The 12,213-nt window shown below is 70.7% G+C and carries 12 protein-coding genes; 2 read left to right on the top strand and 10 right to left on the bottom strand.

All coding sequences use genetic code 11. The annotated features are described in order from the left end of the window. Window positions 1–9 precede the first annotated feature (9 nt). The 4 genes from AB0I79_RS57680 to lhgO all read right to left on the bottom strand — a co-directional run bounded on the left by AB0I79_RS57680 (window position 10) and on the right by lhgO (window position 4,050). The gene (locus AB0I79_RS57680; RefSeq protein ID WP_357893634.1) at window positions 10–669 is read right to left on the bottom strand and encodes a response regulator transcription factor; all 660 of its coding nucleotides are present in this window, start codon (window positions 667–669) and stop codon (window positions 10–12) included. A gap of 65 nt (window positions 670–734) precedes the next feature. Further along, the gene (locus AB0I79_RS57675; protein ID WP_357893582.1) at window positions 735–2,150 is read right to left on the bottom strand and encodes a HAMP domain-containing sensor histidine kinase; all 1,416 of its coding nucleotides are present in this window, start codon (window positions 2,148–2,150) and stop codon (window positions 735–737) included. Beyond that, window positions 2,150–2,842 carry a response regulator transcription factor gene (locus AB0I79_RS57670; protein WP_357893580.1) on the bottom strand — a complete coding sequence of 231 codons (693 nt, stop codon included), beginning with the start codon at window positions 2,840–2,842 and terminating at the stop codon, window positions 2,150–2,152. Before AB0I79_RS57670 ends, AB0I79_RS57675 begins: the two co-directional genes overlap by 1 nt. A 17-nt stretch (window positions 2,843–2,859) precedes the next feature. Then, window positions 2,860–4,050 (bottom strand): L-2-hydroxyglutarate oxidase, encoded by a 1,191-nt coding sequence (gene lhgO, locus AB0I79_RS57665; RefSeq protein ID WP_357893578.1) that lies wholly within the window; start codon window positions 4,048–4,050, stop codon window positions 2,860–2,862. A 70-nt stretch (window positions 4,051–4,120) separates the two neighbouring features. On the opposite strand from lhgO, the gene AB0I79_RS57660 reads away from it, so the two are divergent. After that, a complete protein-coding gene (locus AB0I79_RS57660) occupies window positions 4,121–4,495 on the top strand; it encodes a hypothetical protein (protein WP_185100420.1) in 375 nt (124 codons plus the stop codon). 4 nt (window positions 4,496–4,499) lie between these two features. Here AB0I79_RS57660 and AB0I79_RS57655 read toward each other — a convergent pair whose 3' ends face one another. Both AB0I79_RS57655 and AB0I79_RS57650 read right to left on the bottom strand, forming a co-directional pair. After that, window positions 4,500–5,510 carry a hypothetical protein gene (locus tag AB0I79_RS57655; RefSeq protein WP_357893576.1) on the bottom strand — a complete coding sequence of 337 codons (1,011 nt, stop codon included), beginning with the start codon at window positions 5,508–5,510 and terminating at the stop codon, window positions 4,500–4,502. A gap of 127 nt (window positions 5,511–5,637) precedes the next feature. After that, window positions 5,638–6,930: an MATE family efflux transporter gene (locus AB0I79_RS57650; protein WP_357893574.1), complete on the bottom strand. Its 1,293-nt coding sequence runs from the start codon at window positions 6,928–6,930 to the stop codon at window positions 5,638–5,640. Window positions 6,931–7,015: 85 nt separating this feature from the next. Between AB0I79_RS57650 and AB0I79_RS57645 the strand changes: the two genes are divergently transcribed. Next, window positions 7,016–7,984: an aldo/keto reductase gene (locus tag AB0I79_RS57645; RefSeq protein WP_357893572.1), complete on the top strand. Its 969-nt coding sequence runs from the start codon at window positions 7,016–7,018 to the stop codon at window positions 7,982–7,984. 211 nt (window positions 7,985–8,195) lie between these two features. Here the strand turns inward: AB0I79_RS57645 and thpR are convergent, their stop codons facing one another. The 4 genes from thpR to AB0I79_RS57625 form a co-directional block, all read right to left on the bottom strand. Further along, complete coding sequence (gene thpR, locus AB0I79_RS57640) at window positions 8,196–8,753, bottom strand: RNA 2',3'-cyclic phosphodiesterase (protein ID WP_357893570.1); 558 nt, start codon at window positions 8,751–8,753, stop codon at window positions 8,196–8,198. Between the two features lie 121 nt (window positions 8,754–8,874). Next, window positions 8,875–10,116 carry an MFS transporter gene (locus AB0I79_RS57635; RefSeq protein ID WP_357893568.1) on the bottom strand — a complete coding sequence of 414 codons (1,242 nt, stop codon included), beginning with the start codon at window positions 10,114–10,116 and terminating at the stop codon, window positions 8,875–8,877. Window positions 10,117–10,139: 23 nt separating this feature from the next. After that, entirely contained in the window at window positions 10,140–10,592 is a 453-nt protein-coding gene (locus AB0I79_RS57630) for a MarR family transcriptional regulator (protein ID WP_357893566.1), read from the bottom strand. Between the two features lie 132 nt (window positions 10,593–10,724). Continuing rightward, window positions 10,725–12,164: an NCS2 family permease gene (locus tag AB0I79_RS57625; RefSeq protein WP_357893564.1), complete on the bottom strand. Its 1,440-nt coding sequence runs from the start codon at window positions 12,162–12,164 to the stop codon at window positions 10,725–10,727. Window positions 12,165–12,213 lie beyond the last annotated feature (49 nt).

Genomic DNA, 12,213 nt, shown 5'->3' with positions numbered 1-12,213 from the left:
GCGTGGTGGTCAGCCGGAGGCAGGGGGTTCGCGCAGGACGTAGCCGACGCTGCGCAGCGTGTGGATGAGCCGGGGCTCGACGTCGTCCACCTTCCGCCGCAGGTACGACACGTACGACTCGACCACGCCGGCGTCCCCGCCGAAGTCGTAGTTCCACACGTGATCGAGGATCTGCGCCTTCGACAGCACCCTCCCGGCGTTGACCATGAAGTAGTGCAGCAGCTTGAACTCGGTGGGCGACAACCGCACCTGACGGCCCCCGCGCGACACCTCGCGCGCCTCCTCGTCCAGCTCCAGATCGGCCACCTTCAGCTTGCTCGCGGGCGCGGCCTCCCCCCGCGTGCGCCGCAGCACCGCCCGGATCCTGGCCTGCACCTCCTCCAGGCTGAACGGCTTGGTCACGTAGTCGTCCCCCACCCGCAACCCCGCGATCTTGTCCTCGGTGGCGTCGCGAGCGGTCAGGAACAGCACGGGCGCGTCGATCCGCCTGGCCACCTCGAACCCGTCGAGGTCGGGCAGCATCACGTCGAGCACCACCAGGTCGGGCGAGGTCCGGACGGCCACCTCCACGGCCTCCTCACCGTCGGCGGCCGTCAGCACCTCGAACCCGGAGAAGCGCAGGCTGGCGGCGAGCAGATCCCTGATGCTGGGCTCGTCGTCCACCACCATGATCAGCGCCTCGGGTTTCGTCACCTACTTAGAGTGACAAAACGACCTGAGGGTTAGCTGAAGGCTCACTCCAAGGCGAGTGGGAGTTCGACGCGGAAGGTGGAGCCCCCTTCGGGGGAGCTGTCCACGGTGACGGTGCCGTCGTGGGCGCGGACGAGCGCCTGCACGATGGCCAGGCCGAGCCCGCTGCCGCGGTCCTCGGCCGAGCGGCGGCGGGACCTGGCGGAGTCGGCCCGGTAGAAGCGCTCGAAGACGTGCTCGACCTGCTCGGGCGTGAGGCCGGGGCCGTGGTCGACGACCTCGACGAAGAGCTTGTCGCCGCTCGCCCCGGCCCGGACGATGATCGGGGAGCCGGGCTCGGTGTGCACGATGGCGTTGGTGACGAGGTTCGTGACGACCTGGCGCAGGCGTACCTCGTCGCCGGAGACGATCAGGGCCGCGCCGCCGACCACGTCCAGCTTGATCAGCCGGTCGGGGGCGAGGATGCGGGCGTCGTGCACGGCGTCGGCGGCCAGCGCCAGCATGTCCACCGGCCGCATCTTCAGCGGGCGCTGCTGGTCCACCCTGGCCAGCAGGAGCAGGTCGTCCACCAGCACGCTCATCCGGCCCGCCGCCTTCTCCACGCGCTGCATCAGCTCGACGGGGTCGGCGCCGGGGTTCTGCCTGGCGTACTCGGCAAAGCCGCGGATGGAGGTGAGCGGGGTGCGCAGCTCGTGGGAGGCGTCGCCGACGAACTGCCGCATACGGTCCTCGGAGCGGCGGGCCGCCGCCTCGGACGCGGACCTGGCGGCGAACGCGGCCTCGATCTGGGCCAGCATCCCGTTCAGCGACCTGGCCAGGCCGCCCACCTCGGTACGCGGGTCGCCGTCCGGCACCCGGCGCCCCAGCTCGCCCCCGGCGATGGCCTCGGCCGTACGCTCGATCTCGCGCAGCGGCCGCATGCTGTGCCGGACGATCGTGACCCCGGCCACGGCCAGGATGAGCAGGATGCCGCCGCCGCCCAGCAGCTCGATGAGCACGAGCCGGGTGGTGATCGCGTCCACCTCCTCCAGGCTCACGGCGACCACGAGCGTGCGCCGCTGGGCCACGACGCTGCCCAGCACCCGCCATTCGCCGTCGCCGCTGATGGCGGGCGCCGTGTAGGGCTCGGGGCCGGGCGAGCGCGGCAGCACGGGCATCGGCTTCTTGTCCACGTCGCGGTCGGTCAGCATCGGCACGTACGGGCCGCCGGGCTCCTTGACCAGGGCGATCGCGTCGGACTCGATGAGGATCGGGTGCTCGGCGGTCTCCCTGTCCTTCCTCCAGTCGCTCCTGACCTTCTTGTCCATGCGCGCGCTGAGCAGGTGGAGCTGGCTGTCCACGCGGTCGAGCAGATAGCCGTGCAGCACCGAGACGCTGACCACGCCGATGAAGAACATGCCGAAGCCCAGCAGCGCCAGCATCGACGCGATCAGCTTGATCCTCAGCGGCAAGCCGCGCATCAGGGGCTCGGCGGCAGGCGCAGGACGTACCCGACGCCGCGCAGGGTGTGGATGAGCCGCGGGCTCCGGTTGTCGATCTTCCGGCGGAGCACGGACACGTACGACTCGACGATGCCCACCTCGCCCCGGAAGTCGTAGTCCCACACGTGGTCGAGGATCTGCGGCTTGGACAGGACCCGCCCGGCGTTCGTCATGAAGTAGCGCAGCAGCTTGAACTCGGTCGGTGACAGCGCGACCGCGTTGCCTCCGCGCCACACCTCGTGGCTCTCCTCGTCCAGCTCGATGTCGGCGAACGTCAGCCGCGGCGGCGCCGCCTGCGTCTCCCCCGCGGTACGGCGCAGCACGGCGTGGATCCTGGCGACCACCTCCTCCAGGCTGAACGGCTTGGTGACGTAGTCGTCGCCGCCGAGCGTGAGCCCGCGGATCTTGTCCTCGGTCTCGTCACGGGCGGTGAGGAACACCACCGGCGTGTGCAGCCCGCCGCCGCGCAACCGCTTGACGATCTCGAAACCGTCCAGGTCGGGCAGCATGACGTCGAGCACGACGAGGTCGGGGCGGTGCCGTTGCACGGCGGCCACGGCGTCGAGACCGCTCTTCGCCGTGGTCACGTCGAAACCCGCGAACCTCAGGCTCGCGGCGAGGAGTTCGAGGATGTTCGGATCGTCCTCGACTATCAGCAGGCGTGATTCCATCACATCCAAGGATGCCCTCATCGGACGAGTGCTGGGACAATTCCGGCAATATGCCGGGCAATGGCCAGACTTGAGGTGGCGGCCGGGGAAGGGGCATTCCTCACCAGAACTACCTTTCCCTGGACATCCACCACGAAGTCATCCACCAGACTTCCGTCCCTGGCGACGGCCTGCGCGCGTACGCCACCGGGAGCCCGCTCCAGGTCTGCGGCGGTGAGCTCGGGCACGTAGCGGCGGGCACCCATGAGGAACGCGCCCTTGACCACGGATCCATAGACTTCCTTAAGTCCGGTACGCCAGTGCGTCCTGGCCATGCGCAGCGTTCCCGGCCAACCAAGAATTTGCCGAACATTACGGAAATTCGACCATCGGTACCCTTCGTACGCCGTGGCCAGCACCGCGTTCGGCCCCACCAGCACGCCGCCGCCGATCCGCCGGGTCAGGTGCACCCCGAGGAACGGGTAGCGCGGGTCAGGCACGGGATAGATCAGCCCCCGCACCAGGTCCCGGGCGGCGCCCCTGAGCGCGTAGTACTCGCCCCTGAACGGCACGATCCGCACGTCACCGCCCGCCCCGGCCATCCCCGCCACCGCGTCGGTGCCGAGCCCGGCGCACACCACCAGGCGGTCGAAGGCGAACCTGCGCTTCCCCGCCACCACCTCGACCTTGCCCGCCCGCTCCCTGAGCGCCCTGACGGGGTGCGCCAGGCGTACGGACCCGCCCAGCTCGGCCACGTCCAGCGCGAGCCGGCGCGCGACGGCCGGGAAGTCGCAGATCGCCGTGTGCGGCGAGTGGACGGCGGCCACGCCGACCGCGTGCGGCTCGATCTCGCGCAGCGCGAGCGCGTCCAGCTCGGCGATGCCCGGCACGCCGTTGGCGCGCGCCCGCTCGGCCAGCGCCGCCAGCCGCGGCCGCTCGGCCCGGCCGGCGGCCACGACCAGCTTGCCGACCTCCTCGTACGGCAGCGCGTGCGCCGCGCAGTACTCCTTGAGCAGCGCCACGCCCTCCCGGCAGAGCCTGGCCTTGAGCGAGCCCGGCGGATAGTAGATCCCCGCGTGCACGACGCCGCTGTTGTGCCCGGTCTGGTGGGCGCCGACGCGCCCCTCCTTCTCCAGCACGGTCACCTCGGCCCCTCTGGTGGTGGCCAGCTCGCGCGCCACCGCGAGCCCGACGATGCCGGCGCCCACGACTCCGATCTTCTCCGTCACATGATGATTTTCCGCGTTACCCGCCATCCCCGCCATATCCGGGCGAATCGAACATGAGTACGATGTCCGTATGTACGTCCCACCGGAATGGCCCGCGGAGGTCCGGCCTCCCAGCGTGCCCGACTGGGAGACCTCGGCAGTGGCCTGGCTGCTCGACGCGGTGCCGCCGGACTACCGGGCGTACGAGGTGCTCAGACGGCATCCCGTGGCGCTGGCCGCGATGGCCCGCCACCACGTCAGGTCGGCCGTCGAGGCGGCCCGCGCCGGCTACCGGGCGGCCGCGGTCGACCTCAAGGGACACCTGCCGCCGCACGCCATCGAGGCGGTGCTCGACACCTACCGGGAGGAGGGGCCGCGGCTGGTGCGGCTGTCACGCTCGATCGAGGTGGTCGAGCGCGCCCTGAGGGGCGACATCTTCACCGCCACCATGCGCCGCGAGCCCTGAGCCCTCAGCGTGTTCGGCGGGCCAGGAAGGTGATCACGCCGATCGCGGCCGCCGCCGCGGCGAGCCAGATGAGCACGTCCCTGATCGTCAACCCCGTGCCGTCGCTCTCGCCGGCCCGCGCCACCGGGGCCGGCTCCTTCTCCTCCTCGGCCCTGACCGGGCTCGGCGTGGGCGTGCTCCCGGCCGGGAGGGGCACCCGGTAGACGGGGCTGCGCGGCCCCTCGGTACCGGCGAGCAACGACCGCCCGTCGGAGGTGTAGGCGATCGACTCGGCCTGCTCCAGCTCCGGCATCGTCACCCTGCCGATCGTCTCACCGGAGGGGCGGTAGAGGGTGGCGGAGAAGTAGGTGCGCACGACGTACGACGAGCCGTCGGGGGCGTAGGCGGCGTCGGTGGCCATGAGGGGCGCGCTCGCGACCTTGCGCAGGACGTTCACCCGGTCCGTACGCAGCTCCTGCGGCGCCGCGTACACCGAGCCGGAGAACTCCTTGGACACCACGTACAGCCGCCCGGTCCGCGGGTGCACCATGAGGCCCTCGGCGTTGCGCGCGCCGTCGGCGTACCGGAACCGGTAGCGGGTGGCGGGCAGCGTGGCGTCGGCGATCGTCCGCGGCTCGGTCACCTTGTAGACCGACACGTTCGGCCAGGCGCCGTCGAGGTTGTCGCCGATGTCGGCGAACCAGAGCACCCCGCGCCCGGTCCGCGGGTCCTTCGTGGCCGCCATGGCCTCCCAGTCGCGCGCCTGCGCGCCGCGCACCTGGAACGTGGCCCGCGTGCGCCCCTGGCCGTCCACCGCGTAGAACGTCGGGGTGGCCGCGCTGTCGTTGTGGGTGTAGTAGACGCCGTCGTGCGTGGGCGACACGGCCAGCCCGCTCGACTCGGTGATCCGCTGGTCCCTGAAGGTGAACAGCTTCTCCATCCCGTCGTCGGCCGGAGCCGCCGCGGCGAAGGCCGGCGCGGCGGGCAGCAGGCACATGGCCGCCACGACGAGCATCCTGGTCACGAAGTCCCCCACGCCAGCCATCATGCCCCACCCACGGCGCGACCAAGGGAGTCAACCCGCGCCCGCCCGACACGATCGCCGCCGTGGGCGTCACCACCTGGCCAGGAGCTGACGAGGGCGGCGCTGCGCCACGCGCCCCCTACCGTGCCTGGGCGGGCGCCCTCGTGCTGCCCGGGTTCTGACCGACCTTGGCGCTGTGGCGGTGGAAGCCGGTGCCCTGCAACACCACCAGGAGCCCGTTGGCCACCGCCATGGCCGTCCACAGCCCGTCGATCCCCCAGGTCCTGCCGACGGGCACGGCGGCCACGACCAGCAGGCCGTACCCGATGACGAAGAAGAGCAGGCTGGACGCGGAGCGCTTGAGCGCGGTCAGCCCGGTGCCCTGCACCGCCTGGGCCGCGTCGAGCACCGACGACAGCAACATCAGCGGCAGCAGCCCGAGCGCCCGCTCCCGCACCGCGACGTCGTCGGTGAAGAGCGCCAGCACGTTCTCCCCGAGCCCGAGCAGCAAACCCGCCACCACGAGCGTCCCTGTGACGGCGAGCAGGGCCGCGCCCCGCTGAGCCCGCCGTGCCCCGGCCGCGTCGGGCGCGCGGGCCACCTCGGGCACCGCGGCCTGCGCGACGGACAACGAGGCCAGCATGATCAGGCCGGTGAGCGTGCTCAGCACCGCGTGGGCGGCGGTGTCCCGCGGGCCCGTGGTGCTCGCGGCGAAGGTCACCACCCCCAGCACGCCGAACTTGATGAGCACGGTCCCGGCCAGCGGGATGCTGACCTTCGCCAGCTTCACGATCTCGCGTGTCCTGGGCCGTCCCTGCCCGATGGGCCGGCCCAGCGCCCGCCGCAGGCTGATCGCGGCCACGCCCGCCGCCCCCGCGCCGGAGACCACCCAGGCGATGCCCACCCCGGTCAGCCCGAGCCCCGGCACCAGCAGGGCGGTGAGCCCGCCCACCCCCACCCCGAACACCAGGGTCGGCCAGAGCACGTCACGGCTGCGCCCCAGCGCGACCAGGATGGTGCCCGCCCCGCCGGTGGAGGCGAAGACCAGCAGATACACCGCCAGGAGCCACGGCAGCGCGCCCATCTCCCGCACCACCTCGTCCGGCACCCCGGTGACGCGGGCGAGCAGCGGCACGCAGAGCACCGCGAGGGCGCCCAGCATGCCCGTGGCCAGGCTGAGCCAGCGCGCGTCCCGCACGACCGGCACGGCCGCCGCGGGCTCCTCCCTGAACGGGGCCACGAACGGCCCGAGCCCGCGCAACGCGCCCTGCACGGCGGCGGCCGCGGCGCTGAGCACGGCGCTGACCACGGCGAACGCGGCCAGCGTGACCGTGTCGTGGTTACCCAGCACCGAGGTGACCACCAGCGATCCCGCCGTGCCCGCGACCATCGCGAGGAAGATCGGCACGGCGGCGCGCAGCAGCGCGATCACGAGAGGGAGAGATCCGGCAGGGGTTCCGAGATCATGAAGCGAGTCTATGGCCTGGAGTGCGCTCCAGGTCCTTAGGGTTGAGTGCATGGACTACGTCAACCTCGGACGCAGCGGTCTCCTGGTGAGCCCGCTCTGCCTCGGCACCATGAACTTCGGCCCGCGCACCACGGAGGAGGACTCCTTCGCGATCATGGACCGGGCTCACGAGCTGGGGCTGAACTTCTTCGACTCGGCGAACGTCTATGGAGGTCAGAAGGGCGAGGGCATCACCGAGCAGATCATCGGCCGGTGGTTCGCCCAGGGCGGCGGGCGCCGGGAGAAGACGGTCCTGGCCACCAAGGTCTACGGCGACATGGGCGACTGGCCCAACGAGCGAGGGCTGTCCGCGCTCAACATCCGCCGGGCCTGCGACGCCTCGCTGAAGCGCCTGCAGACCGACTACATCGACATCTACCAGGCTCACCACGTGCACCGCACGACCCCGTTCGAGGAGTTCTGGGAGGCCATGGAGGTCCTGCGGCAGCAGGGCAAGATCCTGTACGTCGGCTCGTCCAACTTCGCGGGCTGGCACCTGGCCAAGGCCCAGGAGACGGCGGCCCGCCGCAACTTCCTCGGCCTGGTCAGCGAGCAGACCCACTACAACCTGCTCACGCGCGCGCCGGAGCTCGAGGTGCTGCCGGCCGCCGAGGACTACGGCCTCGGCGTCATCCCGTGGAGCCCGCTGGCCGGCGGCCTCCTCGGCGGCGTCCTGCGCAAGCTCGACAAGGGCCGCTCGGGCGCCGAGCACATGCTCAAGCAGCTGGAGAGGCACCGCGACAAGATCGAGCAGTACGAGAAGTTCTGCGACGAGCTGGGCGAGGAACCGGCGGACGTCGCCCTGGCCTGGCTGCTCAAGCAGCGCGCAGTCGTCTCGCCGATCATCGGCCCGCGCACGATGCAGCAGCTCGAAGGCAGCCTGCGCGCCCTGGAGATCGACCTCGGCGAGGCCGCCCTGGCCCGCCTCGACGAGATCTTCCCCGGCCACCGCACCGCCCCTGAGGACTACGCCTGGTAGGCCTTCCGCAGGGCCTGGAGTGCCGCGCCTGGCCGCCGCCGCTTCACGACGGCCCGGCGGGCCGCTCCGCACGGCGGGCCGCTCCGCACGGCAGCGGCCCTGACGGCGTGCGCGGCGTCAGCTCAGCAGGGCGCCGACGATGACGATCAGCAGCAGCAGGCCGAGCACGACGGGCAGCAGCCAGGAGCGAGGACGATCCACGACCTGGAGCCTAGCTCTGCTCAGCGGGTGCCAGCGCCCATTCGGCGAGTGACTCGTACCTCACCTGCGCCCCCGTGTGACTGCGGACGAGCCGGACGCGCTCGGCCCGCCACGGCGACCCCCTGAACCCCGACAGCGACTCCACCAGCTCCCGCAGGTCCGTCTCGGCCTTGGCCCGGGCGAGCGTGAGATGGGGGTGGAAGCGCTTCTCGTCGGTCTGCGCCGCTCCCGCGCGGCGCGCGCCCGCCTTGACGGAGTCGGCGAGCCTGGTCATGGAATCGCCGCTGACACCCACCCAGAAGACCCGTGCCCGCCGCACGGAGGAGAAGGCGCCGAAGCCGTCGAAGGCCAGGTTCAGCACGGGGTAGCGGCGTACGGCACGGGCCAGGCGGATCTCCAGCTCGGGCAGCACCGGCTCGGGCACCTCACCGAAGAACCCGAGCGTGATGTGCCAGGTCTGCCGATCGGGCCAGCGCAACCCCGGCACCTGCCCGACGTGCGGCGCGATGGCACGCGCGATCTCGTCCAGCACGTCGTCGGGCGGCACCAGCGCCGCGAAGAGCCTCATACCCCACGATTCTTCCCCCGCCCGCCCCCGCCCCTCACACCGCCCGTACGACAAGAGCGGGCACCCGCATGCCACGAGTGCCCGCCCAGCGGCCCGGCGACGACGGCGCCGGGCGAATGACTCATGCCATGGCGAGCGCCGGCTTGCCCACGCGCGAGCTGATCAACCGTGTCATCAGCACGGCCAGCCCCGTCCCGGCCAGGACCAGCACGCCGGACAGGATGACCCCCGTCCGTGGCCCGCCCAGCTCGGACAGCCACCCGATCAGCGGCGCCCCCAGGGGAGCCCCGCCGGTGAAGACCAGCATGTAGATCCCCATGACCCGCCCCCGCATGTCGGGCGAGGTGGCGATCTGGACGCTGGCGTTGGCGACGGTGTTGATGGTGATCAGCGCGATCCCCGTGGGGATCAGCAGCAGCAGGTACACGGGGTAGAACGGCGCCACCCCGGTGGCGATCTGGAACAGCCCGAACCCGATCGCCCCGGCGAAGAGCACCTTGCGCGACAGCCGCGCCCGGCGCGCCGCGAGCAGCGCCCCGCCGAGTGCCCCCACCGCGAACATGCTGGACGCCAGCCCGAACGACGACGCCCCGGCCCCGAACACCTCACGCGCCATGAGCGCGATCGACATCGAGAACGACTGCGAGAACATCGACACGAAGGCGATCAGCAGCACCGGCATGAGCAGCTCCTCGCGCTGGAGCACGTACCGGAGCCCCTCGCGGAGCTGGCCCTTGGCCCGCGGGACGGGCGCGGTCACGTTCAGCTCGGCCTTGCGCATGAAGATCAGGCTGGAGATCACCCCGCCGAACGTCAGCGCGTTGATCAGGAAGATCGGCCCCGTCCCGCCCAGCACGTAGATCAGCACGCCGGCGAGCGCCGGGCCGACCACGCGGGCCAGGTTGAAGATGGAGCTGTTGAGGGCGATCGCGTTGGGCAGGTCCGCGCGGCCGACCATCTCGACCACGAACGCCTGCCGCGTCGGCACCTCCACGCAGGAGATCATGCCGAGCAGGAACGCCATCACGTACACGTGCCAGACCTGGGCGGCGCCCGTCATCGTGAGGATGCCGATGGTGAGCGCCAGCCCGGCCATGAGCGTCTGGGCGCCGATGAGGATGGGCCGCTTGGGATAGCGGTCGGCGAGCACGCCGCCGAACATCCCGAACAGCAGCATCGGCAGGAACTGCAGCGCGGTCGCCGTGCCGAGTGCCGCCGCGCTGCCGTGGACGTTGCCGGGGCCGGCGGTCAGGTCGAGCACCAGCCAGTCCTGGGCGGTGCGCTGCAGCCAGGTGCCGATGTTGGAGACCGTGCCGCCCGCCGCGAACATGCGGTAGTTACGAATCCTGAGTGACCGGAACATCCCGGTCCTGGGTTCTTCGGGCTCTAGATCTTGCTGAGCTTCTCCAGGATCGGCGCCGCCTGCCTGAGGATCGACCTCTCCTCCGGGGACAACTCCTTCAACCGCTGTGTCAGCCACGCCTCCTTGCGGCGGCGCTCCTCCTTCAGCAGCTTCTCGGCGGCCTCGGTCACCGAGACGGTCACCTGGCGCCGGTCGGTCGGATGCGGGGTGCGGGCGACCAGGCCGCGCTCCTCGAGAGCGGCGATCACGCGCGTCATCGAGGGCGGTTGCACCTTCTCGAGCTCGGCCAATTCGCCGGGGGTTATCCCGGAATGCCGTTCCACCGCGGCGAGGGTCGCGAACTGTGTGGGCGTCAGCGAGTGCACTGCCGCCTGTCGTCGTAGGCGTCGGTTCAGCCTTGCCAGCGACACGCGCAGGGCTGAAGCCAGGCCTGCGTCGCTGCGCAGGTTCATCTTGGGCTGGGTTTTGGTTAGCATGAGTCATTACCTTTGCTAACTATACGGCAAGGCGGGATATTTCCGGACACAACTGTCGTTCCACCCCTTGATACCCCGAAGCCGCCCCGCGTGTGCGGGACGGCTTCGAAGGTGTGACGGTCAGGTACGGGCTCAGAGGCCGAGCATCGCCCGGATCGGGCCGATGGCGAAGTAGAGCGCGAACAGCGCGGCCACGCCCCACAGCAGCGGGTGCACCTCGCGCGCCTTCCCGCGCACCACCTTGATCAGCACGTAGCTGATGAACCCGGCGCCGATCCCGTTCGAGATCGAGTACGTGAACGGCATGATCACGATGGTGAGGAAGGCCGGGATCGCGATGTCGAAGTCGTTCCAGTCGACGTCCCTGATGGCGGTCATCATCAGGAAGCCGACGATGACCAGCGCCGGCGCGGCGGCCTCGTAGGGCACGACGGTGACGAGCGGCGCGAAGAAGATGGCCACGAGGAACAGCAACCCCGTGACCACGCTGGCGAGACCAGTGCGAGCGCCCTCGCCGACCCCCGCGGCCGACTCGATGTAGGTGGTGTTCGAGGAGACGGAGCCGGCGCCGCCGGCGGCGGCCCCGAGCGAGTCGACGAGCAGGATCTCCCTGGTACGCGGCAGCGTCCCGTCCTCCTGCACCAGGTTCGCCTGGCGGCCGACGCCCACGATGGTGCCCATCGTGTCGAAGAAGTCGGTGATGAGCAGGGTGAAGACGAGCAGGGCGGCCAGCAGCACGTCCACCCGGATGAAACCGCCGAACGGGTCGAACTCGGTGAACAGGACGAGCGGGTTGTTGAAGCCGAAGATCTGGTCGGGCACGACGGGCCGGTTGAGCTGCCAGCCGCCCGGGTTGTCGGCCGACGAGGCGCCTGCCTTGGCGATCGCCTCGACGATGATGGCCAGGATCGTGGTGCCGACGATCCCGATGAGGATGGCGCCCTTGACCTTGCGCGCCACCATCGCCGCCGTGGCCAGCAGCCCGACGATGAACACGAAGATCGGCCAAGAGGTCAGGGCGCCGCCGATGCCCAGCTCCAGGGGCGTGCCGGCGGCCTTGCGCACGAAGCCGGCGTCCACGAACCCGATCAGCGCGATGAACAGGCCGATGCCCACGCTGATGGCGGTCTTCAACTGGGCGGGGATGGCGTGGAAGATCGCCGTCCTGAGCCCCGTCAGCACCAGCACGGCGATGATGATCCCTTCGAGGAAGACCAGGCCCATGGCCTCCTCCCAGGTCATCACCGTGGCGATCTGGAAGGTGACGAAGGCGTTCAGGCCGAGCCCGGCCGCCATCGCGAACGGCACCTTGCCGATGACCCCCATGAGGATCGTCAGCACGCCGGCCACGAACGCCGTGCCCGCGGCGACGAGCGCCACGGGAGCGGTCGAGCTGTCGGCGATGAACTGGCCGTCCACGTCCTTGCCGTTGGCCAGGATCAACGGGTTGAGCACGACGATGTACGCCATCGTGAAGAACGTGGCGATGCCGCCCCGTACCTCTCGGGAGACGGTGGACCCTCGTGCGGAGATTGCGAAGAAACGGTCTATCGCATTACGTGTGTCACTCACGACGCGAAGAGTGACAGTAGTGATGAGCTGCGAAAAGAGCCAGTAATGA

Source organism: Nonomuraea sp. NPDC050202, assembly GCF_040656115.1.
In the GTDB taxonomy this organism is placed as follows: domain Bacteria; phylum Actinomycetota; class Actinomycetes; order Streptosporangiales; family Streptosporangiaceae; genus Nonomuraea.
This window is presented reverse-complemented; position numbering and strand designations above follow the sequence as displayed.